Here is a 23,215-nt window from a genome sequence, read left to right on the forward strand (position 1 = left end):
TCGCGGGCGCGTCCCGACGCGCTCGCCGCGCTCCCCGACTCCGTCGACGCGTTCCCCGAACCCGACTCCGTCGACGCGCATTTTTAACCCCCGTCGCCCCAAACGGGATCGTATGACCGTTCGAGTCTCCCGGACGTTCGAGTTCGACGCGCCGCCGGCCGACGTGTGGGCGTTCATCTCGGACGCGGAGCAGCGCGCGGGCGCCATCAGCGTGGTCGACTCCTTCGAGGTTCACGACGACGGCAGCGCGACCTGGCACGTCGCGCTGCCGATACCGATGATCCGCTCTACCATCGACGTGGAGACGGAGGAGGTCGAGCGCGACCCCCCGAACCGAGTGAAGTTCGTCGGGAAGTCGCGGGCGTTCCGCGTCACCGGCGAACACGAGATCACGGAGACCGACGACGGCGGCTGCCGCCTCGCCAACGAGTTCGTCGTCGACGGGAGCCTCCCCGGCGTCGAGTCCTTCTTCAAGCGTAACTTCGACGCCGAGCTGGACAACCTCGAGGACGCGCTCCGCGACGCGCTGGCCTCGCCGGCATGAAGCTCGCGGGCGTCCAGCTGGCGGTCGAAGGCGGCGACGTCGAGGCCAACGTCGAGCGGGCGCTCGACCGAATTCGGGCGGCCGCCGCCGACGGCGCGGACCTGGTCGTCCTCCCCGAGCTGTTCGACGTCGGCTACTTCGCGTTCGACTCGTACGGCCGCGCCGCGGAGAGCCTCGCCGGCGACCGGCTGGCCCGGTTCGCGGTCGCGGCCGACGAGGAGGACGTGGCGGTACTCGCCGGGACGGTCGTCGAGGACCTGTCGGCGTCGGCGGCGGACGGGCTCGACGTGCCGGCCGAGTCCGGCCTCGCCAACGCCGCGGTGCTGTTCGACGCCGACGGCGAGCGCCGGCTCGTCTACCGGAAGCGGCACCTGTTCGGGTACGGCTCCGAGGAGACGGACCGGATGGTGCCCGGCGAGCGGACGCCGGTGGTCGAACTCGGCGGCGTCACGGTCGGCGTGACGACGTGCTACGACCTCCGGTTCCCGGAGCAGTTCCGCGCAATGGTCGACGCGGGCGTCGAGTGCGTGCTGGTGCCGAGCGCGTGGCCGTACCCGCGGATCGAACACTGGCGGACGCTCGGCCGCGCCCGGGCCATCGAGAACCTCGCGTACGTCGCCGCGATCAACGGGAGCGGCCGGTTCGGCGACGACGCGCTCTGCGGCCGGAGCGCGGTGTACGACCCCTGGGGCACCGCGCTCGCGTCGGTCGGCGACGAGCCGGGCGTCGTCACCGCGGCCGTCGATCCCGAGCGGGTCGCGGCGGTCCGGGAGGAGTTTCCGGCGCTCCGCGACCGTCGGTGAGCGCGTCGGCGAGCGCCGCCGAGCGACGCCGGGGTCTCGGGCGGCCGGGTCTCGGGCAGCCGTGTCAAACGCGGCCGGGTCGCACGACGTCCGGATCCCGCAGGTTCGGATCTCACACATTTATACGCGTGAGGAACGTACCGTCTCTTGCCGAAGACCGACGCTTTTCTCGTTGGGATTCGGCGTTAATCGATCCGCGCGCCCGTCCCGACCACTGGGCGGCGTCGCCGACGACAGCCCGGGGGTCCGCTGTCCGGCCGCCGCCCGTCCGCCTCCCGTCGCTTCGCCTTTCGCCCACCTCCCCTTCCCACTTCCACCCATTTCCCGCTTCCACCGACGCCGAGTCACAACCGCTTCCGACGCGCTCGGCCGTCGCTGTCCCCACGTCGCAGCGGCGAACCCGGGTACGATTCAGGGACTCCGCGGCGGGGCTCGCCTTGCCCGGATCTGAGTATCTGATCTGATAACTCGGCCGGTAAGTTCTTACGTCGCTCGGGGAAGGAAGCAAACGCCGCGGACGAATCCGACCGGCCCCATCCCGTTCCGGGCGGGCCGGTCGGCCACTCGCTTCCACCGTCCGTCGTCCGTCGGCTTGGGTTCGGGTCCACCCGCTCCCACACCGAGCCCGAACCCGTTTCTGTACGCGTTCCGCCTCACCGAACAGCGACGGCCGTCGGAGCGCGAGACCGAAGCGCAAGGACGAAACCCTCCGCCGACGAACCGCCGGTCGAATGTTCCCCCGCGAGTACCGCGGCGTCGCCTTCGTCGTCGGGCTGTTCCTCGTCGTCCAGGTGGGCGCGCTGGCGCTGGTCCCCGAGTTCGCCGAGAGCGGCTATCAGGCCGTCGAGAACCCCGAGAACCCCGCCAACAGCGTGCTGTACGTCGTCGCCATCGTCGCGATGACCGGGCTGATGCTGGCGGCGTTCCGGTACGACTTCGACGGGGCGATCCGGCTGCTAATCGTCGGCGTCTCGGCGTGGCTCTCGTGGTACGTGTTCTCCGCGCTCGTCTCGCCGCTCGCGGCCGCCGTCCCCGCGGTCGCGGTCGCGGTCGGCCTGCTCGTCCACCCCGAGTGGTACGTGATCGACACCGCCGGGGTGTTGATGGGCGCGGGGGCCGCCGGGCTGTTCGGCATCTCCTTCGGCCTCCTGCCCGCGCTGATCCTGCTCGCGGTCCTCGCCGTCTACGACGCCGTCTCAGTGTACGGCACCGAACACATGCTGTCGCTCGCGGAGGGCGTGATGGACCTGAACATCCCCGTCGTCCTGGTGATCCCGCTGTCGCTGTCGTACTCGCTGCTCGACGGCGAGTCGGCCAGCGAGGAGGCGTCAGGGGTGGGCGAGGAGACGGCGTCAGGGGTGGACGAGGAGGCGTCGGGGGTAGGCGAGGAGGCGGAGACCGACGAGGAGCCCGACAGCGGTCACGACTCCGACACCGGCGACGGAAGCGACGCTGCCGAAGCCGCCGAAGCCGGCGACCGCGACGCCTTCTTCATCGGCCTCGGCGACGCCGTCATCCCGACGGTGCTCATCGCGAGCGCGGCGACGTTCTCGCCGGCGGCGGATCTCGCGGTCCCGCTCCTCGGCGTCAACCTCCCCGCGCTGCTCGCGATGGTCGGCACCCTCGCGGGGCTGCTCGTCCTCATGCGGTGGGTGATACGGGGGCGAGCGCACGCGGGCCTTCCCCTCTTAAACGGCGGCGCTATCGGCGGCTACCTGATCGGCTCGGTCGTCGCCGGCGTCCCGCTGATCGAGGCGCTGGGGCTCGCAGGGATCTTATAAATCGGTCCGGACGTTCGACACCTTTCTTTATAAATGGCTGACTGTGGATCGCCGATGAACACCGCCGAAGCCCCAGCCGTGAGGCGGCCAGACGCTCGCTGCGCTCCTCGTCGCTCGCGTCGCTCGCTCCTGCGGTGCTTGGCCGTCACCTCTGGCCGCCTCACGGCTGCCCCTTCGAGTCCCGCCCCGCACAGCACCGCACCTCACACCTCCCCAGCCTCGCGGCTGCGCCGCTCGCGTTCGCCGCGTCCCTCGCGCGGTGCTGCTCGCGGCCTGTCGGCCGCTCGCAGGCACGCGCCACCGCAGGGAAATCACCGCAGAGAAAAGTTCGCTATTCGTCGTCCGCCGGGTTCCCGTCGCGCGTCTTCACGGCGACGCCGGAGCCGAGCGCCTCGGCCTCGACGCCGGAGAGTTCGGCCCGCCCGACCCCGAATATCGCGCCGCTCTCGTCGACGACGAGGACCTCGTCACCGGGGCGGATCCCGTCGTCGGCCGCGGTGACGAACTTCGCGAACGCGTTGCGCCCCTCCCGCACGAACGGCTCGCTCTCCTCGCCGACGACCATCCGGTGTCGCGGTTCGGGCAACGCCTCGGCGATCCGCTTCCCGCCCGCGAGCCCGAGCGTGAACCGGCCGTCGGTGCCGTACGAGACGAGGCGGTCCCCCTCGCTGCTGCCGGGCGTGTCGTCGACGTCGCCGTCGATCACCTGGCGCGGGCGGCCGCCGCTGGACCGGCGCACCGTGAGGGCGTCGTCCGGCGGGAACAGGGCCTCGCCCGCGCCGGCCCCGAACTGGTAGTCGGCGGCGGTCCGCAGGTCCGCGAGCGTGTCGGCGTCGGTCATGGCCGCGGTTCTCCGCGCGCCCCCAAAGCGATTGCGACACCGACCGGTCGCGGTGCGGCTCGCGCGCGGCTCGTTCGGCCTCGACGCGCTAACTCCTCGCGCCGCGGGCCGCGCCCCTCAGCCGAGGGCGGGATACGCCGCGGCGACCCCGTCGGCGTCGACGCGCCAGCGCTCGGCGATCTCGCGGTACGCCGCCGGATCCGCGACCGCATCCGCCGGAACGGCTTCCGGCGGCGCCTCCCGTAGCGCCTCGGTCAGCGCCTCGCAGTCGACCGGGTTCGACCCGGTGGCGGTCCCGGAGAGCAGGTCGGCGAGCCGGTCGGCCGCCGAAACGATCGCCCGCGCGCAGTCGATTCGGTGGCCCAGATCGAGGGCCGCGGTCAACCGCTCGGCCGCCGCGGGGGCGTCGCCGCGCTCGGCCGCAGCGGCGCCCAGCGACGCGAGCGCGTGCGCCTCGACCTGCGTGAACCCGCCCGCCCTCGCAGCGTCGACCGCGTCCGTCAGCGCCGCCGCCGCGGCCTCGGCGTCGCCGCGGGCGAGCGCCAACCGCCCCCGGATCCGGTCCAGCTCGGCGAGGCGCTTCCGCCCGGCGTGATCGTCGAGCAGCGACGCGGTCCGCTCGATCCGCCGCTCCGCCTCGGCCGGGTCGCCGCGGTCGACCGCCACCTCGCCGAGGATCGCGGTCACCATCGCGCACCGCGTGTCGGCGCCGAGGCGGTCGAGGCCGTCGAGCGCGGCCGTCAGGAACCGCTCCGCCCGGTCGAGGTCGCCGGCGAGGTGCGCCGCGCTGCCGAGGTGGCTCAGCGCGAACGCCTCGTACATGTCCGAGCCGATCCGCTCGGCGATGGCCCGCGCCTCGGACGCGTGGGCGACCGCCTCGCCGACGGCGCCGCGCTGCTCCGCGACCGCCGAGAGGTTCAGAAGCGAGATGGCCTCGCGGTGCTCGTCGCCGACCGTCCGGTAGCCGTCGAGCGCGCGCCGCGCCGTCCGCTCGGCCGCGTCGAGGTCGCCGCGCCGCCGCAGCGCGACCGCGAGGTTCGCCCGGACGTTCGCCTCGCCGTGAGTGTCGTCGTAGGCGCGGAACAGGTCACCGGCGACCCGGTAGTGCTCGAGGACGGCGTCCGTCCCGTCGAGCCCGTCGAGCGCGTTCCCGACGTCCATCAGCGCCTTCGCCCGCGCGATGGGGTCGCCGACCTCGGCGGCGATGGCGTACGCTCGCGAGCCCGCCTCGTAGGCCTGCTCGTAGTCGCCGTCGAAGTGCGCCGCCTGCGCCCGCCCCCGGATCGCCGCCGCGAGCCCGCCGCGGTCGCCCGCGGCCGCGAACAGCTCCTCGGCCCGCTCGTACCGATCGCGCGCCGCGTCGTACTCGCCGCGCCGCCGCGCCACGTCGCCGTAGCCGCGCTGCCGCTCGGCGGCGCCCGCCTCGTCGACCGGCCGCCACGCGTCCAGCGCCGCCGTCGCGCCGTCGAGGTCGCCGGCCTCGACGTACATCCGCGCCACCCACTCCGGCGGCCGGTCGCGCAGGTCGTCCGGGCACGCGTCCGGGAGGTCGATCCATGCGTAGCGCACGCGCCCGTACAGCGGCGCGAGGCGGGGGTAACGACGCCCGACGCCGTACACCGCACGGACCGTCTCGGCCGCCCACGCGCCCGGGTCGCGCTCGATCCGGTTCACCGTCGGCGCGTCCCCGCCGACCGCGCGGCGGATCCGCGAGCGGCGCGCGGGGTCGTCCGCGAGCGCGAGCACCCGCGAGACGGCCCGCCCCACGCGTCTGGCGACGACCGGCGCCGGCTCCCGCTCGACGAGCCGCTCCAAGAACAGCACCGACCACTCGTCGTGGACCGCGCGGTACTCCCCGTCGCGCGAGCGAACGAGCGCCGTCCCGACGAGGCGGTCGAGCGCGCGGCGAACGCCGTCGACGGTCGGCGACGGGTCGCGGTCCGCCCCCTCGCCGTCGGTGCCCCCTGTCCCGGTCCCCGATCCCGCGCTCCCCTCCGGGCCGTCGACGAGCGCGTACGCCAGCGTGCGGACGTCGCCCACGCCGGCGACGTTGAGGAGGTTCACCAGCACCGCGACGTCCGCGGTCGGCGGCGGGCGGTTCCGGACCTCCCGGACCGCCTCCGCGACCGCCGTCTCCAGTCCGGACTCGGGGCCCGCGTCGTCGCGGCCGGCCGACGCGTCGCTCGCGTCGGCCTCCGCCCCCGGCGCGCCGCCGGCGCGCTCGCCCGCCTCGCCGACGACGCTCGCGCCGTCGCCGGTCGCGCGGACGAGGCGGTGGACGAGCGCGAGCAGTTCGCCGACGCGCTCGTCGTCGGCGCGCCGCACGTCGTCGAGCAGCGCCGCCGGATCGGCCGCCGGCACGGACCCCGTACACTCGGCGACGTGGTCGACGAACCGCGCCACCTCGCGCGCGTCGAGCCGCGGCATCCGCGCGGTCGCCACCTCCCTGCGGTAACGGAGGTCGGCCGGCGACAGCGGGAGCCCGTCGGGGTCGTCGTACGGCTCCTCGCGGGCGTCGAACAGGAAAGACACGTCGTCGCGGTCGGCCAGTTCGCGGGCGACGCCGAACGCCTCCGCGGCCCCCGGATCGACGGCGTCCTCCACGACGACGAGGTGGTGACCGTCGCCCTCGGTGACGCGCTCGCGGAGCCGCTCCGTCGCAGAAAACGGGTCGCCGCCGTCGCCCGGTCGGTACGTCACCGGGCCGCGGCCGGACCGGTACCACTCGACCGCGACGCTCCGGCAGACGGTGCTCTTCCCGCTTCCCGGCGGGCCGACCAGCGCGTGGTCCGTCCCCTCGGCGAGCCCGTCGACGAGCAGCCCGGCGATCGAGCGTCGGTCGCCGTCGCGCACCGTCGTCCTTTCGAGGACGTACCCCGCGTCGACCTCCGGGAACGACGCCGTGGCGCGGAGCGGTCCGTACGGGTCCGGGTCGCCCGAGAGTCGCTCCTCGTCGACCGCGTGGAACCCCTGCGCCGAGAGCGCGCTCCGGCCGCCGCCGCCCGAACCGATCCGCCCGAAGAGCCCGCCCGCGGCGCTCGACCCCCTCCCGTCCGCCTCGCCGTCACGGCCCGCTCGGTCGGACGCGTCCGCGTCGCCGCTGCCGGCCGGGCCGCCGGAGCCTTCGGCCTCGGCTCGATCGCCCTCCGTGCGCTTCGCCTCGGAGCGATCCATCGCCGCGAGCGCCTCGTCCGCGTCACGGCCGCGCTCGACCAGGTCGCACACCTCCGTCTCCGCCCACGCGACCGCCTCCGGCTCGGTCGACGCCGCCGCGCCGCGGAGCGTCCCGTCGTCGTCGAAGGTGAGCAGCAGCGCGGTCCCGTCGGCCGCGACGACCCCCGCGTCGACGGCGTCGACCGCGGCGACTCGGCAGTCGTCCCGGCGCGCGACGGCGCCGAGGTCGTCCGCGAAGCGCTCGGTCGCGTGTCGGTACGCACGGTCCGCCAGCGCCAGGTCGACGGTCCCTCCACCGGCGGCCGCGCGCCGGAGCCGCTCGGCGACCCGGGGGTAGGGGAACCCGGGCAGCGCGGCGGCGACCGCGTCCGCGTCGGCGAGCGCCTCGTCGAGGACCTCCAGCGGTCGGTAGGGGTCGGGGGCCGCGGCCCGGTACGTCTCCGCCTCGCGGAGGATCGCCGGGTCGACGTCGACGTCCGCGCCGAGCGGGTCGAGCACGTCGCCGGCGGCCGCGAGGTCGTCGGCGACCGTCAGGAACTCGCGGTACTCGCCCGCGAGGAGCCGCCCCGAGAGCGTCGTCCGGTAGCCGTCGGTCTCGCCGGCGACGAGCCCCGCAGCCTCCAACTCGTCAATCGCGCGGTTCACCGTGGACCGGGAGTGACCGAGCGCGTCGACGAGCTCGTGTTTGCGAAGCGGTCCCGCGGTGAGCCGTTCGAGGAAGTCGAGGCGACGCTCGACGACGCCCACGAGTTCCGACGGCTCCGTCATACGTCCGCCCGCACCGCGCCGACCGACATAACTGTTTCCTCGGTGACGGCTTTCGCGCGCGGTGACACAGTGTTCCACGGAGTGAGAATAAGCCGGATGCCGCCGCAGTCGACTCCATGGACAGGGACCGCACGGGCGAGGGCGACGACACCGGCACGGCGGCCGGGCTCGACGAGACGAAACCGGACGGACGCAACGAGACGAAACCGGACGGGCGAAGCGGCCCGGCGGCGACCGACGACGACGGTCCGACGCCGGCGGCAGAGAGGGACGCGACCGCCGACAGCGAAGGTACCGACCCCGCGGCGGAGGGGGACTCCCGCGAACCGGCGGCCGGCCCGTCCGCGACGAGCGCCGCGGACCTGCCGGGCCGCGCGGCGCGGACCGTCACGGCGGCGCGGACGGCGGCGGACGAACTGGCTGCGTGGGACCCCGACGACGTCGACGCCCTCGTGCGGTCGGTCGGCGAGCGGCTGGCGGACAGGGAGACGGTCAGCCGCTTCGCGCGGTCGGCGGCCAACGAGACCGGGCGGGGCCACCCGGGAACGAAGGCCGAGAAGATCGCGACCATGCTCGACGCTGCCCGGCGGACGCTGCGGAACGCGCCGACCGCCGGCGTGGTCGACCGCGACGGCGCGGCGGGCACGGTGACCGTCGCCGGGCCGACGGGCGTCGTCGGCGCGGCGGTCCCCGCGACGCACCCGGTCGTGATCCCCGCGGTCCTCTCGCTGTACGGGCTCGCCGCTCGGAACGCGGTCGTGTTCGCGCCCTCTCCGTCGACCGTGGAGACGTGCGACGTGGTCGTCGAGACCGTCCGCCGCGCGCTCGCCGACGCGGGCGCACCGACCGGCGCGGTGTCGATGCTGCCCGCGCCGGCCGCGAAGCCCGAGACCGACGCGCTGTTCGAGCGGGCCGACTTCGCCGTGGCGGCCGGCTCCGAGGCGACGGTTACCGCTGGGCAGCGCTGCGGGACGCCGAACGTCGCCACCAGCGCGGACGGCGTGGTCGCCGTCGCCGACGGGTCGCTCCCGTCCGAGGCGGTGGCGACGCGGGTCGCGGTCGGGGCGACCTACGACTTCGGCGCCCACCCCGCGGGCGACGCCGCGGCCGTCACGGTGACGCCGGCGGTCGACCAACTGTGTTCCGCGCTCGAAGCCGAGGGCGGGTACGTCCTCGAGGACGCCGAGCGCGACCGACTCCGGACGCTCCTCGACGAAGCCGGAGCGGACGAAAGCGCCGAGGCGGACCCGCGCGGGAACTCGCCGCGGTGGCTGGCGGCCGCCCTCGACCTCCCGAGCGCGGCCCGAGAGGCGGCGTTCCTCGTCGCCGAGTCCGACGGCGCCGACGACCCGCTCGCGACGCTCCCGGGGATCCCCGCGGTCGCGGTCCACGGGCGGAGCGGGTTCGACGCCGCGACCGCGCTCGCCGCCGAGATCGGTTCCTCCCACGCCGCCGCGGTCCACACCACCCAACAGCGCCGCGCCCGCGAGGTGGCCGAGCGGCTGGCCCCCGGCCGCCTCGTCGTCAATCAGCCCGGGATCGCGGCGACGGGCACACGCTCGAACGGGTTCGAGGCGGCGCCCGTGCTGGGCGGCGGGACCGCGGAGGAGAGCCAGCTGTGCGGCGGACTCACGCCCGACCACCTCGCGCGGACGACGACCGTCGCCGCGACGACCGTCGCGGACGAGGCGGTCCACCGGAACGGGGCGGGCGACACGCTCCGGGGGCCCTGAGCCGGTCCGTTCGGGCCCGGGAGCGACCGCTCAGAGTTCGATCCGGTCGACGATCGAGCCGTTCCCGTCCTTCCCGTCGCTGTGGGTGTTGATCGCGACCGTTCGGATCCGATCTTCGAGCAGGGACCCGTCGATCTTCGCCTTCAGCAGCGAGTCGACCTGGTAGACGCCGGCGGCGTTGTTCATCCGTATCACGACCTGAACGGGCGTCTCGTCGCCCTCGCGGAGCGAGACGCGCTCTATCGCCTGCGAGGAGACGGTGTTTATCCCGCGGCCGCCCTCCTCGTAGGGGACCCGCGAGCGCCCGCGTTCCATGTCGAGGCCGTCGGCGATCCGGACGACGCCGGCCTCCAGCGTGAGCGGCTGTTCCTCGGTGTGGTGACAGAGGATCGCGTGGAGCACCTCGGCCTTCACGCGCACCTGATCGGCCACGTCGTAGAAGGAGGGAAGCAGGTCGTCCAGCAGGTCCGCGGCCAGCGGGATCGAGTAGTACGGGTGGTCGTGGCGGTGGACGACGTGGCCGATGTCGTGGAGCGTCGCCGCCAGCGCGACGATCACCGGTTCGTCGGCCTCGTCGAGTCCCTGCTGGCGGGCGCCGTTGAACTCGACGCCGCCGGACTTGAGCAGGTCGTACAGCCGGAGCGCGCGGTCGCGGACGATCTCGACGTGTTTGGACCCGTGGTCGTTGTACCCCTTCCGGGCGACCGGGTTGACGTTCTGCGCCTCCAGGTAGGTGACGACCTCCTCGTCCGATTCGAGCCGGGCGAGGACCTCGTTGAGCCGCTCGTCGGGGAACGCGTGGTCGGCGTCCGGATCGTACTCGTGGCGGCCGGCGTCGGTGTCGGCGTCGACCTCGTCGCGCGCGGCCGGCGCGTTCTCCGCGGTCGGATCCGGAGCGTCTTCCGTCGGGTCGGGGGCGTCGTCGGCAGGGTCGCTCATGCGTCTCCCAGAGTCGCCCGCCCCGGATAAATGTGCGAGCCGTGCGGCTCCGTTGTCCAGACTGCCACTATCTCGCCGGTCGGACCGTGGGGACCCTGCCGGCGCCCCGACCGCTTATCCGGCCGCCCGCTGTGGCCCCGCACATGGCGTTCGATCCCGACCGCGTCTCGACGGTGACGTTCGACTCGTACAGCACGCTCGTGGACGTCGAGGCCGCCGAGGCGGCGCTCGCGGACCGGGTTCCGGACCCCGAGCCGGTGTCGCGACTGTGGCGGTCGCGGTCGCTGGCGTACACGTTCGTCGCGAACGCGGTCGACGCCTACCAGCCGTTCTACGAGGTGAACCGCGACGCGCTGACGTACGCGCTGGCGGCGCACGGCGTCGACCTCCCCGACGCCGAGCGCGACGAGATCCTCGCGGTGTACCACGAGCTTGAGGTGTTCGGCGACGTGCGCGACGCGATCGGGCGGCTCCGCGACGCGGGGTACGACTGCTACGTCCTCTCGAACGGCGACCCCGAGATGCTCGCGTCGATGGTCGACCACGCCGACATCGGCGACCTGATCGAGGACGCGATCAGCGCCGACGAGGTGGAGACGTTCAAGCCGGCCGCCGAGCTCTACCGCCACGGCGCGGCCCGGACCGGGACGCCCATCGACGAGGTGGTCCACGCCACCGCCGGCTGGTTCGACGTGCTGGGCGCGAGCCACGCCGGGATGCAGGCCGCGTGGGTCGACCGGAAGGGGACGCCGTGGGAGCCGTTCGGCGGCGATCCGGACCTCACGGTCGAGACGCTCCACGAACTGGCGGACAGGCTCGGGGCGTGACCGCGAGCCGCCGCGAAACAGGCCCGTGACCGTCTCCGAGTGGGGCCGCGACCGACCACGCGGCAGTTTCCACCCGAGACACAACGCATAAGCGCGCGACCGATCCATATGTCGGTGTGACCCGACCCGCGTCCGCACGCGGTCCGCAGTCGACGGCAGCGACGCGGCTCTTCTCCAAAAAACGCGCGTGAGCCGTCCGCCGGCGGGAGTGACGACCCCGTCCCGGACGACCCCCGACCCGCGCGCATCGGCCCATTCACCGACCCGGACCCACCGCAGCACCCATGACAGACACGACCACCACGACACCCTACGCGACGCAGGACGAGACGGACAGCGAGACGACGGACGCGCCCTTCGAGGGCGTCTATCCGGCGATGACGACCCCCTTCACCGACGACGACGCGGTCGACCACGAGCAGCTCGCCGCGAACGCCCGCTACCTGGAGCGGGCCGGCGTCGACGGGGTCGTTCCCGTCGGCTCGACCGGCGAGTCGGCGACGATGAGTCACGACGAGCACGTCGCGGTGATCGAGACGGTCCGCGACGCGCTCGACGACATCCCCGTGATCGCCGGCACCGGATCGAACAACACCGCGGAGGCGCTCTCGCTGTCGCGGCGCGCGGCCGACGCCGGCGCCGACGGCCTGCTGCTCATCTCGCCGTACTACAACAAGCCCGAGCCGCAGGGGTTCCTCGACCACTACCGGACCATCGCCGACGAGGTCGACCTGCCGCAGATCGTCTACAACGTGCCGAGCCGCACGGGGCAGTCGATCCCGGTCGACGTGACCGTCGAGCTCGCCGAACACCCGAACATTCGAGGGTATAAGGCCGCCTCCGGCGACCTCAACCTCATCAGCGAGGTGATAGAGCGCACCCGCGACGAGGCGTTCGCCGTGCTGTCCGGCGACGACGGCCTCACGCTGCCGGTCCTCTCCGTCGGCGGGACGGGGACGATCAGCGTGGTCGCCAACGTCGAGCCGGAGCGGACCTGCGCGATGGTCGGCGCCGCGCTCTCGGGCGACTACGACCGCGCGCGGACGCTCCACCACGAGCTGTCGCCGCTCGTCCGCGAGCTGTTCGCCGAGACGAACCCCATTCCGGTGAAGGAGGCGATGCACCTCCGCGGGCGGGGCGGCCCCCGCGTCCGCTCGCCGCTCTCGCGGCTCTCCGAGGACCGCCGCGAGTCGCTCCGCGAGCTGCTGGCCGCGTACGACGAGCGGGCGGCCGGAACGCTCGATCCGACGGCCCTCGACCTCGCAGCGACGGAGGGCGCCGAATGAGCGACGCGGGCGGCTCGGCCGACACCGATCTCCGGATCGCCGTCACCGGCGCCGGCGGGCGGATGGGCCGCGAGATGATCGAGGCGGCCGCCGACCGCGAGGGCGTCGTCGTCGCGGTCGCGGTCAACCGCACCGCGACCGACCCCGTGGCGGGCGTCCCGGTCGCCGACGCCGGCGACCTCGGCGAACTCCTCGCGAGCGAGGACCCCGACGTCCTCGTCGACTTCACCGGCCCCGAGTCGGCGGTCGCGTACGCCGAGGCCTGCGCGGACGCCGGCGTCCCGCTCGTCACCGGAACGACCGGCTTCGCGGAGTCGCAGATCGACAGTGTTCGGGCCGCGAGCGAGGCGGTGCCCGTGCTCAAGGCGTCGAACTTCGCGCGCGGCGTGGCCGCGCTCCGCCGGGCGGTCCGGGAGGCCGCCGCCGCGCTCCCCGGCTACGACGTCGAGCTGACCGAGACGCACCACAACGCGAAGCGCGACGCCCCCTCCGGCACCGCGAAGTCGATCCTCGACGACGTGGAGGCCGTCCGCGAGGACCTCGACGAGCGCGTCCACGGCCGCGAGGGCGACGCCCCGCGGAGCCCGGGCGAGGTCGGCGTCCACGCCCGCCGCGCGGGCGACGTGACCGGCGAGCACGAGGTCCTCTTAGCGGGGAACCGCGAGACGCTGGAGCTCACGCACCGCGCCGGCGACCGCGGGGTGTTCGCCGAGGGCGCGCTCGACGCCGCCGCGTGGCTCGCCGGCCGCGACCCGGGCTGGTACGGGTTCGGCGACGTGCTGGACGCGGGCGGCACCGAATGACCGCGGGACATACGCACATCGACATATAAATACCGACACTCATCCATACACTACCCAATGAGCCTCGAAGCCGACGTAGCCGACCTCTGGAACCGCTATCAGGACGGACTGACCGCCGCGGACGCGACGGACGCGGACGCGGCCGTGATCGACGAGTTCCTCGCCGCCCTGGAGGCCGGCGAGGTCCGCGCCGCCGAGAAGACCGGCGACGACGTGACCTCGTGGGAGGCCAACGAGTGGGTCAAGCGGGGCATCCTGCTCAACTTCGGGCTGCGCGAGACCGAGGCGCGCGAGTACGGGGGCGTCACCTACTACGACGTGCTCCCGCTGCGCGACACGGAGGATCTCGGCGAGCGCGGCACCCGCAACACGCCCGACGGCACCGCGATCCGCCGCGGCGCCTACCTCGGGAGCGACTGCATCATGATGAGCCCCTCGTTCGTCAACATGGGCGCGTACGTCGGCGACGGCACGCTCGTCGACTCCTGTGACACCGTCGGCTCCTGCGCCCAGCTCGGCGAGAACGTCAAGCTCGGCGCCAACACGCTGATCGGGGGCGTCCTCGAACCCGTGGAGGACGCGCCCGTCATCGTCGAGGACGGCGTCTCGCTGGGCGCGGGCTGCCGGGTCACCTCGGGGTTCCGCGTCGGCGAGAACTCGATCGTCGGCGAGAACACCCTCCTGACGCCGCGGATTCCGGTCTACGATCTCGTCGAGGAGGAAGTCATCTACGGCCACCTCCCGGCCGACCGCCGCGCGTTCACCCGGATGGTGGAGTCGTCCGTCGGCGACCACGAACTGTTCGAGGGCGGCGCGTACAAGCCCGCCGTCGTGGCGACGCACGTCGAGGAGGAGACGCTGGAGGCGACGCGGCGGGAGGACGCGCTCCGGGAATGAGCGACGCAGACGCGGACGCGACGGCCGACGCCGTCGGCGACGGCAACCCGCCGGTCCGCCGCGTGAGCGACTGGGACGCCGAGCGTCTCCGCGGGCTCGCGGGCGAGCACGAGACGCCCCTCTACGTCCAGGACCTCGACCGCGTCCGCGAGAACTGCGAGCGCCTGCTCGCGGCGTTCCCCGACGCCGACGTGCGGTACGCCGTCAAGGCGCACACCGGGCGAGCCGTCCTCGAAGCGGTGCGCGACGCCGGGCTCGACGCCGAGTGCGCCTCGGCGGGCGAGGTCGACCGCGCGCTCGCGGCCGGCTTCGACGGCTCGCGGCTCCACTACACCGCGGTCAACCCGCCCGCCCGCGACCTCGACTACGTCGCCGGCGTCGCCGAGGCGGAGCCGGAGCTCACGGTCACCGTCGGCGCGGTCGACACGCTCGACCGCCTCGCGGAGCGCGGCTACGACGGCCGGGTCTGCGTCCGCGTGAACCCCGGCGTCGGCGCGGGGCACCACGAGAAGGTCACCACCGGCGGCGCCGCGAAGTTCGGGATCCCCTACGACCGGGCCGCAAAGGCGACCCGGGACGCGGCCGGGCGCTTCGACGTGGTCGGACTCCACGCCCACGCCGGGTCCGGTATCGACCCCGACCAGCTGGACAGCCACCGCGAGCTGGTCGCGCGGATGGGCGAGCTGGCGCGCGACCTCTCCGAACCGAGCGACCGGGACGGCGACGACCCCCGCGACGCGGACCCGATCGACCTCGAATACGTCGACGTCGGCGGCGGGTTCGGCGTCCCCTACGAGGAGGACGCCCCGGCCCTCGACCTGCCGGCCGTCGCGGAGGCCACCCGCGAGGCGGTCGCGCCGCTCCCCGCGGGCGTCGACCTCGCGATAGAGCCGGGGCGCTACGTCGTCGCCGACGCGGGCGTCCTCCTCACGCGCGTGAACACCGTGAAGCCGACGCCGGACGAGACGGTCGTCGGCGTCGACGCGGGGATGACGGACCTCCTCCGCCCGGCGATGTACGACGCGTACCACCCGATCCGCAACCTCGGCGGGGCGTCGGGAGAACCACCGGTCGCCGAGCGGGAGGCAACCCCTGTCACGGTCGCCGGACCTATCTGTGAGACCGGTGATACGCTGGGTAGGAACCGAGCGCTCGCCGACCCGAGCCGCGGGGACCTCCTCGCGGTCGGCGTCGCGGGCGCGTACGGATACGAGATGGCGAGCCAATACAACTCACGACCGCGGCCCGCGGAGGTCGCGCTCGACGACGGACGCGCGGCGGTCGCCCGGCGCAGAGAGACGCTCGGCGACCTGACGACGGTCGAGCGCGAGGCCGACCGCGACCGAACCGACCGACCGGAGGGCGACCGATGAGCACCCACGCCGTCCCGGTCGAGAAGTACCACGGCACGGGCAACGACTTCCTCGTCGTCGACGCGGCCGCCGAGAACGTCGGCGACCGCGCGGCGTTCGCGCGCGCCCACTGCGACCGCGAGACGGGCGTCGACGGTCGCGACTTCGGCGCCGAGCGCGGCGCGCCTGCGGACCGGCGCGGCGCCGGCGGGCGGCGCGGCGCCGACGGCGTCCTCTTCCTCAGCGTCGAGGAGCGGTTCGACCCGACGCGCGTCGTGATGACGCTGGTCCAGCCGGACGGCTCGACGGCGACGATGTGCGGTAACGGCGCCCGCGTCGTCGCGCGGTGGGCCCACGACCGGACGGGCGATCACGAGTTCATGATCGACACGCAGGCCGGCACCCGGCGCGCCACCGTGACCGCGGACGCGACCGCGGCCACCATCGAGATGGGCGAGCCGACGTTCGACCCCCGCCGCATTCCGGTCGCCCGCGACGGCGCGCTCGCTGACGAGCCGCTGATCGACGAACCGGTCGAGGGACTGACCGTCACCGCGGTCAACACCGGCGTCCCGCACGCGGTCGCGTTCGTCGACGGCGGGCGCGACGACCCCGACGGCATCGACGCGGTCGACCTCGACGCGGTCGCGCCGCCGGTTCGCTACGCCGACGTCTTCCCCGAGGGCGCGAACGTGAACCTCGCCGCGGTCGTCGACGACGGCGCCGGCGACGGTCCCGCGGTCCTCGACCAGCGCACCTTCGAGCGCGGCGTCGAGGGCGAGACGCGCTCCTGCGGCACCGGCGCGGTCGCGGTCGTCGCGGCCGCCCGCCGACTCGACCTGATCGACGGCGACGCCGCAGTGAGCCGCCCGCCGGGCGGCGAACTGGAGATCGAGGTCCCCGACGCCGGCCACGCCACCCTCACCGGCCCCGTCGCTCACGAGTTCTCGGGGACGCTCCCCGCCGACCCGCGATGAGCCCCGGGAGCGACGCCGACCCGGACCGCAGCGCCGAGTTCGACCCGGTCTCGTTCCTCGAGGACGCGGTCCGGATTCCCTCCCACGAGTCGCCCGACGAGATGCGCGAGTTCGTCGTCGACCTGCTGGGCGACCGGGGGGCCGACCCCGCGGTCGTCGCCGACGGCTGCGTCGTCGCGGAGAAGCGCTCGCCGGCGCCCGACGCCGGTCCGCACCTCGTGTTGAACACCCACCTCGACACGGTGACGCCACACGTCCCGTTTGAGCGGGGCGAGGCGGCAGCGGACGAGCGCGGCGGTTCCGAGTCGGACGCGGCGGCCGACGAAGCGGTGATCCGCGGACGCGGCGCCTGCGACGCGAAGGGGCCGCTCGCGGCGCTTTTACACGCCTTCCTCGCCGCCGACCCCGACCGCGGGCGGCTCACGCTCGCGCTCACGCCCGACGAGGAAGCGCTCTCGCTCGGGGCAGCAGCCCTGACGGGGCGGCTCCCGGGGACGGACGACCGGCTCGACGGCGACCTGTACCTCGTCGGGGAGCCGACCGGCCTCGACGCGTGCACCGCTGCGAAGGGTCGGTTTCAGGCGACCGTCGAACTGTCCGGGACGGCGGCGCACGCCGCGGAGTTCGCCGGGGCGAACGCGGTCGCGGCCGCGGAGGACGCGCTCGCGGCGATCCGGACGTTCGACGACGGGGTCGACGCGCACCCGCAGCTCGGCCCGCCAAAGCTCACTCCGACGGTCATCGAGGGCGGCGCGGCGACGAACCAGGTCCCGGCGGACTGCGCGATCACCGTCGACCGGCGGAGCGTCCCCCCGGAGACGGCCGAGGGGTTCCGGTCGTCGCTCGCGGCCGCAGTGCGGGAGTCGCTGGCGTCCGGCGCGGAGGGTGGCGACGCCGGCGCTCGCGCGACCGACCGCGACGTCGACGCCGCGGTGGCGCTGACCGACCGCGAGTCGCCGTTCCTGGAGGCGTTCGCAACGGATCCCGACCACGAACTCGTTCGAGCGGTCGCGGGAGCGGCGCGCGAGGCGGGCGACGCGGTCGGTCTCCCGAGCGAGCGCGGCGGCGACGCCCGGCCGTTCGGCGCCGCGACGGAGGCCTCCTACTTCGCGCCGGCGCCGACGGTCGTGTTCGGCCCCGGCGACCTCGCCGACGAGGCCGGCGCCGTCGCCCACGCCGAGCGGGAGTACGTTCGGGTTCGCGAGGTCCGGGCGGCCGCGGCGGCGGTCGAGCGAACCGTCGCCTCGCTGCTCGGCGACGTGTAGCGGAACGCCGCAGACGCGCGACCGACTACAGCAGGAAGGTGTCCTCCTTCTCCGCGAGGTCGACGAAGTCGTCGGCGGCCTCGATCAGCTCGTCGGCGGCGGAGTTGCCGAACCCCATCGCCTCGACGCGGACGCCCTCGTGGCGGAGGTGCGAGCAGAGCCGGGCGAAGTCGCCGTCGCCGGTGCAGAGGACCACGGTGTCGACGTGGCTCGCTAAGGAGACGGCGTCGAGGCTCATCCCGAGATCCCAGTCGGCCTTCTTCGAGCCGTCGGCGAACGTCTTGATCTCCTTGATCTTCGTCTCGAAGCCGATGTCGCGGAGCGCCTCGAAGAAGCTCTCCTCCTCGGGCGAGTCGGCGCGGATCACGTACGCGATGGCGCGGACGAGCGACCGGTCCGCGACGGCCTCGTCGAGCAGGCCGGAGTAGTCGATGTTCCGCGAGTAGACGCTCTGTGCGGAGTGATACAGGTTCTGTGAGTCCGCCAGCACGGCGACGCGCTGGTCCGGGTGAATATCGCTCATGCCTCCCCCTTCACAGCCCGCCGTTAGGGGCTTTGGGATCCGCGCGACCGCGATTACGGGGCCCGTCGCGGCCGCGGTAGCCGCAACGACCACCATGGTTTATGTCAAGCGCTGGCCACCGTGGCCCATGGACGAAAAGCGGTTCGTCGTCGCCCTCTTCGGCCTCGCGGTCGCGCTCGTCGCCGGCTACGTGGCCTATCGGTTCGTCGCCCCGCTCACCGTCGCGGTCTTCCTCTACTACTCGACGCGGCGCTTCTACCATCGGCTCGAGCGCTTCCGGCTCCCTTCCCGGGTGCGCGCGGTGGTGTCGCTGTCGGTCATCGGCGTCCCGCTCATCGGCCTGGTGAGCTACACGCTGGTGTTGCTGATCTTAGAGGCGCGCCGGTTCATCGAGACGTACCCGGTGGCCGACACCATCGGCACGGAGAACTCGGTGATCGGCGACCTCGCGGAGCTGTCCAACCCGACGATGGACGAGCTGCTCGCGGCGTACCGCTCCGGCCAGTTCGACCCGCTCATCGACCTCGTCTCCGAGCAGGCGTCGCTGCTGGCGAGCACGCTGTCGGGGCTCGCCCTGAACCTGCTCATCACCGTGATCGTCACGTACTACCTGCTCATCGACGGCTCCAAGCTCCACGACTGGCTGCTCCGCTTCGACGACGACGCGATCGTCCGCGAGTACCTCGAGACCGCCGACGACGAGCTGGAGGCCGTGCTGTACGGGAACCTGCTCAACGTCATCGCCATCTCGATCATCGCGGTCGTCACGTACCTGGCGTACAACGCGGTCGCCCCCGCCGCGGTCGAGATCCCGTACCCGACGCTCGCGGGCGCGCTCACCGGGGTCGCCAGCCTGATCCCCGTGATCGGGATGAAGATCGTCTACATCCCGATCGCGGCCGCGATGTCGATACCGATCGCGCTCGACGGCGACCTCGCGCTGCTCGCCTACGTCGCCGGGTTCCTCGCCGTCGTGGTCGTAGTCGTCGACACCATCCCCGACATCGTCCTCCGGCCGTACTTCAGCGGCGAGACCACCCACGTCGGCCTGCTCATGCTGGCGTACATCTTCGGTCCGGTCGTGTTCGGTTTCCACGGGCTGTTCCTCGCGCCGATCATCCTCGTGGTGGCGCTGACGTTCGCGGACACCGCGCTGTTGCGCCTGCTCGGCGTCGAGCCGGAGCCGGGGCCGGAGATCCCCGCGGATCAGCGCCGGCTCGAGGAGTTCTGAGCCGTCGCGGGCGCCCGGCGGTCCGGTCCTGGCGGCGGCGTTTGATCGCAGCGGGAGCGCCCGACCACGACGGGGGAACCCGACCGGACATGGCGCCCGACCGCTCGGCCGCAATTCGCGCCGAGCCGAAGTCATATATCCCCGGTCGACGACCGCCCCACGTATGCGACTACACGTCATCGGCCTCGGCGGAGCCGGGGGGCGGATCGCCGACCGCCTCGCCGCCGACCACGGCGACGACCCGTTCCTCGCGGGCGTCCACGCCTTCGACACCGACATGGACGCGCTCGGGACGCTCGACGCGCTCGGCGAGGAGCGCCGGTACCGGTTCGGCGACGCCGCGGGCGGGGACGGGCTCGAGGGGGACCTCCACGCCGGGCGCCGCCTCGGCGACGCGCACGCGAGCGAGCTCGGCCGGGCCATGGACGATCAACAGCCGTCCCTCGCGGAGGCGTTCCTGATCGTCGTCGGCCTCGGCGGCGCGGCCGGCGCGGGCGCGGCACCGGCGCTCGCCGCGGAGCTCTCGCGGCTCTACGACGCCCCGGTCTACGCCTTCGGGTTCCTCCCCACCCGCGACGAGACGGAGGAGCCGGACGACGACGGGCCGCGGAGCGCGTCCTCCGGAGGGGCGGGCGGCGCGGCGTCGGGCGCGGGAGCCGGCGGCGCGCCGTCCTCCGGAGACGAGCCGGCGCCGCCGACGACCCACCGCCCGCTGGCCGAGCGGAACGCGGCGCGGACCCTCGACGCGCTCTCGGACGAGTGCGCGGCGGTCTTCCCGTTCGACAACGCGGCGTGGCTCCGCCCGAGCGAGACGCTCGCCGGGGCCCGCGATCGGCTCAACGAGGTCGCCGCCGAGCGGATCGCGGCGCTGTTCGGCGCCGGCGAGACGCCCGAGGGGACGGCGACCCCCCAACAGGTGCTCGACGCGAGCGACGTCGCCCGTGCGGCGGGGGACGACGGCGAGATCGTGGCGATCGGCCACGCGACGCAGACGGTCGAGTCCCCGGAACAGAAATCGCGGTTCGGGCTCGGGCTCTTCGGCTCCTCGGAGCCGGCCGAAGTCGACACGAGCGCGGCCGTGTCGGCGATCGAGACGGTCATCCGGAAGGCGACCCGCGGCAAGAACACCGTCGAGGTCCCCGAGGGGCGCGCCGACCGCACCCTGCTCGTGGTCGGCGGCCCGCCCGCGTGGCTCAACCGGGAGGCGATCGCCGACGGGCGGCGCTGGCTCGCCGAGGAGACCGGCTCGGACGCCATCCTGAGCGGGGACGCGCCGGTCCCCGACGGCGACGCGGTCTCAGCGGTCGTGGTCCGCTCGGGGGTCGACGAGCCGGACCGGATCCGCGAGATCCGCGAGACGATCGAGTGACTTGCGCGTCCCCGCTGCGAACCGGGGATCGAGCGCCGCCGGCCGACCCGAACCGGTTAACCGGATGGCGCGCTCACTGAGACCGTGACGACGCAGGCAGACCTCGGGATCGACCTCGACGTGCGCGACGCCGCGGCCGTCGCGGAGCGCCGCGACGAGCTCGTCGCCGCGGTGCGCGACCACGCGGGGCAGATCGCCTACCAGCTCGCGCGGCTCCAGGGCGGCGACTACGGCCGCGAGACGCTGTCGACGCCGGGCGGCGAGTGGACGGTGAAACACGAGGCGGGCGAGCTGGAGTTCCTGCTGTTCTCGCCGAACTCGGGCTCGGACACGTACGTCATCTCGACGAAGCAGCCGCCGGAGCCGGCTGCGCTCGCGACCGCGCTCGACGACTACGCCGCGTTCGTGGCGGCGTGGAACGACCACGTCGACTCGCTGTCCGGCGTCCTCGACGGCGTGAGCGCCGAGTTCCCCGAGCCGGCGACCACCGAGGGCGTGGTGGCCGAGCGCGACCGCGTCCTCGATCAGATCCGCGACACCTGCGCGGTCATCGCCGGCGAGATCCACCGGTACGAGAGCGACGACTACGGGACGTTCACCGCGCGCGTCGAGGGCGACCGCTGGGAGCTGAAGTACGACGAGGGGGCGGTCTCGTACCTCCGGGTCGGCGGGTCGGGCGGGCTCTACCTCCTCTCGCAGTACGGCGCGCCCTCCGCGGCCGACGTCCGCGAGTACGCCGACCGGTTCCGCGGGTTCGTCGCGGCGTACAACGAGTTCGTCGAGGAGCTGGAGAGCGACCTCGAACGGATCTCGGTCTGACTCGGCGACGCGCTCGCCTGGCATATCGATCCGTATCTGTGCGTATTCGTCGGCTTGTTTGGCAATACTTATTCACTCTTGTCCAGTACCGACTCGCACATGTCGATCACTCTTCCGGGGCCGACGCTCGGCGTCGTCGGCGGCGGACAGCTGGGCCGAATGCTGGCGGAGGCCGCCGCGCCGCTCGGCGTCGACCTCGTCGTGTTGGACCCGACGCCCGACTGCCCGGCGGCGCCCGTCGCGAGCGACCAGATCGTCGGCGGCTTCGACGACGCGGACGCGATAGACGAGCTCGCGGCCCGCGTCGACGCCCTGACCTTCGAGATCGAGCTCGCGGACCCCGAGGTCCTCGCGGCCGCGAGCGAGGAGCACGGCGTGCCGGTCCACCCCGACCCGGGCACGCTGGAGACGATCCAGGACAAGCTGGTCCAGAAGGAGGCGCTCGCGGACGCCGGGATCCCCGTCCCCGAGTTCGTCGCGGTCGCGACCGCCGAGGGGCTCGAACGCGTCGTCGAGGAGTTCGGCGGCGTCATGCTGAAGGCCCGCGAGGGCGGCTACGACGGCCGCGGAAACGTCCCGGTCGAGGCGCCCGCCGAGGCCGCAGACGCGCTCGACGCGGTCGGCGGCGCCGCGATGGCCGAGGAGTTCCTCGACTTCGAGCGCGAGATCGCCGTGATGGGTCTGAAGGGCGCTGACGGCGAGACGCGGACCTACCCCGTCACGGAGACGGTCCACCGGGAGGAGATCCTCCGCGAGAGCGTCAGTCCCGCCCGCGCCGGCGACGCGGTCGTCGCCGAGGCCGAGTCGGTCGCGCGCGACGTGCTCGACGTCCTCGACGGCCGCGGCGTCTACGGGATCGAGCTGTTCGAGACGAAGGAGGGCGAGGTGCTGGTCAACGAGATCGCGCCGCGCCCGCACAATTCGGGCCACTGGACGATCGAGGGGGCGCGCACCTCGCAGTTCGAGAACCACGTCCGCGCCGTCCTCGGCTGGCCGCTCGGTCCGACCGACCTCGTCGCGCCCGCGGTCACCGCGAATATTCTCGGTGACGTGGACGAGCGAGCGGCCGCCACGCTCCGGAACGTCGAGTCGGTCCTCGACGCGCCCGACGCCGACCTCCACTGGTACGGCAAAGACGACGTGTACCCGCTCCGGAAGATGGGGCACCTGACGGTGACGGAGCGGGACGCGGCGCGGGCCGCGGCCGACGAAGTCGACCGCGACGCGCTGCTCTCGCGGGCTCGAGACCTCCGCGACGGGCTGACGTTTCGGGACGCGTAGCC

General features: G+C 73.7%; 19 protein-coding genes. 15 read left to right on the forward strand and 4 right to left on the reverse strand.

Features of this window, described 5'->3' with window-relative positions:
* The first annotated feature begins 112 nt into the window (after positions 1-112).
* The 3 genes from C470_RS05025 (at position 113) to C470_RS05035 (ending at position 3,128) form a co-directional block, all read left to right on the forward strand.
* Entirely contained in the window at positions 113-544 is a 432-nt protein-coding gene (locus C470_RS05025; protein WP_004598403.1) for a CoxG family protein, read from the forward strand.
* Positions 541-1,347 (forward strand): carbon-nitrogen family hydrolase, encoded by an 807-nt coding sequence (locus tag C470_RS05030; RefSeq protein WP_008365706.1) that lies wholly within the window; start codon positions 541-543, stop codon positions 1,345-1,347. Before C470_RS05025 ends, C470_RS05030 begins: the two co-directional genes overlap by 4 nt.
* Positions 1,348-2,078: 731 nt before the next feature.
* Positions 2,079-3,128: a presenilin family intramembrane aspartyl protease PSH gene (locus C470_RS05035; RefSeq protein WP_008365708.1), complete on the forward strand. Its 1,050-nt coding sequence runs from the start codon at positions 2,079-2,081 to the stop codon at positions 3,126-3,128.
* 331 nt (positions 3,129-3,459) lie between these two features.
* Here the strand turns inward: C470_RS05035 and C470_RS05040 are convergent, their stop codons facing one another.
* Together C470_RS05040 and C470_RS05045 are read right to left on the reverse strand one after the other, a co-directional pair.
* Positions 3,460-3,969, reverse strand: a complete 510-nt coding sequence (locus tag C470_RS05040; RefSeq protein ID WP_004598406.1) for a PUA domain-containing protein — start codon at positions 3,967-3,969, stop codon at positions 3,460-3,462.
* A 117-nt stretch (positions 3,970-4,086) separates the two neighbouring features.
* Complete coding sequence (locus C470_RS05045) at positions 4,087-7,911, reverse strand: tetratricopeptide repeat protein (protein ID WP_008365709.1); 3,825 nt, start codon at positions 7,909-7,911, stop codon at positions 4,087-4,089.
* Between the two features lie 116 nt (positions 7,912-8,027).
* On the opposite strand from C470_RS05045, the gene C470_RS05050 reads away from it, so the two are divergent.
* The gene (locus tag C470_RS05050; protein WP_008365711.1) at positions 8,028-9,644 is read left to right on the forward strand and encodes an aldehyde dehydrogenase family protein; all 1,617 of its coding nucleotides are present in this window, start codon (positions 8,028-8,030) and stop codon (positions 9,642-9,644) included.
* A 30-nt stretch (positions 9,645-9,674) separates the two neighbouring features.
* Here C470_RS05050 and C470_RS05055 read toward each other — a convergent pair whose 3' ends face one another.
* Positions 9,675-10,583, reverse strand: a complete 909-nt coding sequence (locus C470_RS05055; RefSeq protein WP_004598409.1) for an HD domain-containing protein — start codon at positions 10,581-10,583, stop codon at positions 9,675-9,677.
* Positions 10,584-10,726: 143 nt separating this feature from the next.
* Between C470_RS05055 and C470_RS05060 the strand changes: the two genes are divergently transcribed.
* From C470_RS05060 to C470_RS05090, 7 genes are all read left to right on the forward strand, one after another.
* The gene (locus tag C470_RS05060) at positions 10,727-11,410 is read left to right on the forward strand and encodes a haloacid dehalogenase type II (protein ID WP_008365714.1); all 684 of its coding nucleotides are present in this window, start codon (positions 10,727-10,729) and stop codon (positions 11,408-11,410) included.
* Between the two features lie 284 nt (positions 11,411-11,694).
* On the forward strand, positions 11,695-12,696 hold the full coding sequence (gene dapA / locus C470_RS05065) for a 4-hydroxy-tetrahydrodipicolinate synthase (RefSeq protein ID WP_004598411.1): 1,002 nt from the start codon (positions 11,695-11,697) through the stop codon (positions 12,694-12,696).
* Positions 12,693-13,499, forward strand: coding sequence for a 4-hydroxy-tetrahydrodipicolinate reductase (gene dapB, locus C470_RS05070; RefSeq protein ID WP_008365717.1), 807 nt, complete (start codon positions 12,693-12,695; stop codon positions 13,497-13,499). Before dapA ends, dapB begins: the two co-directional genes overlap by 4 nt.
* Before the next feature lie 57 nt (positions 13,500-13,556).
* Positions 13,557-14,396 (forward strand): 2,3,4,5-tetrahydropyridine-2,6-dicarboxylate N-succinyltransferase, encoded by an 840-nt coding sequence (locus tag C470_RS05075; RefSeq protein WP_008365719.1) that lies wholly within the window; start codon positions 13,557-13,559, stop codon positions 14,394-14,396.
* Positions 14,393-15,769 (forward strand): diaminopimelate decarboxylase, encoded by a 1,377-nt coding sequence (lysA, locus tag C470_RS05080; protein WP_008365721.1) that lies wholly within the window; start codon positions 14,393-14,395, stop codon positions 15,767-15,769. Before C470_RS05075 ends, lysA begins: the two co-directional genes overlap by 4 nt.
* Positions 15,766-16,725 carry a diaminopimelate epimerase gene (dapF, locus tag C470_RS05085; protein WP_008365723.1) on the forward strand — a complete coding sequence of 320 codons (960 nt, stop codon included), beginning with the start codon at positions 15,766-15,768 and terminating at the stop codon, positions 16,723-16,725. Before lysA ends, dapF begins: the two co-directional genes overlap by 4 nt.
* Positions 16,722-17,990: a M20/M25/M40 family metallo-hydrolase gene (locus tag C470_RS05090; protein WP_008365724.1), complete on the forward strand. Its 1,269-nt coding sequence runs from the start codon at positions 16,722-16,724 to the stop codon at positions 17,988-17,990. Before dapF ends, C470_RS05090 begins: the two co-directional genes overlap by 4 nt.
* 25 nt (positions 17,991-18,015) lie before the next feature.
* On the opposite strand, the gene C470_RS05095 is transcribed toward C470_RS05090, so the two are convergent.
* On the reverse strand, positions 18,016-18,513 hold the full coding sequence (locus C470_RS05095) for a LabA-like NYN domain-containing protein (protein WP_008365727.1): 498 nt from the start codon (positions 18,511-18,513) through the stop codon (positions 18,016-18,018).
* 127 nt (positions 18,514-18,640) lie between these two features.
* Here C470_RS05095 and C470_RS05100 point away from each other — a divergent pair, with 127 nt between their 5' ends.
* The 4 genes from C470_RS05100 to purK all read left to right on the forward strand — a co-directional run bounded on the left by C470_RS05100 (position 18,641) and on the right by purK (position 23,213).
* Positions 18,641-19,744: an AI-2E family transporter gene (locus tag C470_RS05100; RefSeq protein ID WP_004598418.1), complete on the forward strand. Its 1,104-nt coding sequence runs from the start codon at positions 18,641-18,643 to the stop codon at positions 19,742-19,744.
* A 163-nt stretch (positions 19,745-19,907) separates the two neighbouring features.
* Positions 19,908-21,113 carry a cell division protein FtsZ gene (locus tag C470_RS05105; RefSeq protein ID WP_008365730.1) on the forward strand — a complete coding sequence of 402 codons (1,206 nt, stop codon included), beginning with the start codon at positions 19,908-19,910 and terminating at the stop codon, positions 21,111-21,113.
* 84 nt (positions 21,114-21,197) lie between these two features.
* Positions 21,198-21,932: a hypothetical protein gene (locus C470_RS05110; protein WP_007346126.1), complete on the forward strand. Its 735-nt coding sequence runs from the start codon at positions 21,198-21,200 to the stop codon at positions 21,930-21,932.
* Positions 21,933-22,031: 99 nt separating this feature from the next.
* Positions 22,032-23,213 (forward strand): 5-(carboxyamino)imidazole ribonucleotide synthase, encoded by a 1,182-nt coding sequence (gene purK / locus C470_RS05115; RefSeq protein WP_008365732.1) that lies wholly within the window; start codon positions 22,032-22,034, stop codon positions 23,211-23,213.
* Positions 23,214-23,215: the final 2 nt, after the last annotated feature.

This window comes from Halorubrum distributum JCM 13561 (assembly GCF_000337395.1).
In the GTDB taxonomy this organism is placed as follows: domain Archaea; phylum Halobacteriota; class Halobacteria; order Halobacteriales; family Haloferacaceae; genus Halorubrum; species Halorubrum distributum.

What these genes read in the sequence shown, in the direction of transcription:
- C470_RS05025 (WP_004598403.1), top strand. Translation starts at nt 113, where the DNA reads ATGACCGTTCGAGTCTCCCGGACGTTCGAGTTCGACGCGCCGCCGGCC.
- C470_RS05030 (WP_008365706.1), top strand. Translation starts at nt 541, where the DNA reads ATGAAGCTCGCGGGCGTCCAGCTGGCGGTCGAAGGCGGCGACGTCGAG.
- C470_RS05035 (WP_008365708.1), top strand. Translation starts at nt 2,079, where the DNA reads ATGTTCCCCCGCGAGTACCGCGGCGTCGCCTTCGTCGTCGGGCTGTTC.
- C470_RS05040 (WP_004598406.1), bottom strand. Translation starts at nt 3,969, where the DNA reads ATGACCGACGCCGACACGCTCGCGGACCTGCGGACCGCCGCCGACTAC.
- C470_RS05045 (WP_008365709.1), bottom strand. Translation starts at nt 7,911, where the DNA reads ATGACGGAGCCGTCGGAACTCGTGGGCGTCGTCGAGCGTCGCCTCGAC.
- C470_RS05050 (WP_008365711.1), top strand. Translation starts at nt 8,028, where the DNA reads ATGGACAGGGACCGCACGGGCGAGGGCGACGACACCGGCACGGCGGCC.
- C470_RS05055 (WP_004598409.1), bottom strand. Translation starts at nt 10,583, where the DNA reads ATGAGCGACCCTGCCGACGACGCCCCCGACCCGACGGAAGACGCTCCG.
- C470_RS05060 (WP_008365714.1), top strand. Translation starts at nt 10,727, where the DNA reads ATGGCGTTCGATCCCGACCGCGTCTCGACGGTGACGTTCGACTCGTAC.
- dapA (WP_004598411.1), top strand. Translation starts at nt 11,695, where the DNA reads ATGACAGACACGACCACCACGACACCCTACGCGACGCAGGACGAGACG.
- dapB (WP_008365717.1), top strand. Translation starts at nt 12,693, where the DNA reads ATGAGCGACGCGGGCGGCTCGGCCGACACCGATCTCCGGATCGCCGTC.
- C470_RS05075 (WP_008365719.1), top strand. Translation starts at nt 13,557, where the DNA reads ATGAGCCTCGAAGCCGACGTAGCCGACCTCTGGAACCGCTATCAGGAC.
- lysA (WP_008365721.1), top strand. Translation starts at nt 14,393, where the DNA reads ATGAGCGACGCAGACGCGGACGCGACGGCCGACGCCGTCGGCGACGGC.
- dapF (WP_008365723.1), top strand. Translation starts at nt 15,766, where the DNA reads ATGAGCACCCACGCCGTCCCGGTCGAGAAGTACCACGGCACGGGCAAC.
- C470_RS05090 (WP_008365724.1), top strand. Translation starts at nt 16,722, where the DNA reads ATGAGCCCCGGGAGCGACGCCGACCCGGACCGCAGCGCCGAGTTCGAC.
- C470_RS05095 (WP_008365727.1), bottom strand. Translation starts at nt 18,513, where the DNA reads ATGAGCGATATTCACCCGGACCAGCGCGTCGCCGTGCTGGCGGACTCA.
- C470_RS05100 (WP_004598418.1), top strand. Translation starts at nt 18,641, where the DNA reads ATGGACGAAAAGCGGTTCGTCGTCGCCCTCTTCGGCCTCGCGGTCGCG.
- C470_RS05105 (WP_008365730.1), top strand. Translation starts at nt 19,908, where the DNA reads ATGCGACTACACGTCATCGGCCTCGGCGGAGCCGGGGGGCGGATCGCC.
- purK (WP_008365732.1), top strand. Translation starts at nt 22,032, where the DNA reads ATGTCGATCACTCTTCCGGGGCCGACGCTCGGCGTCGTCGGCGGCGGA.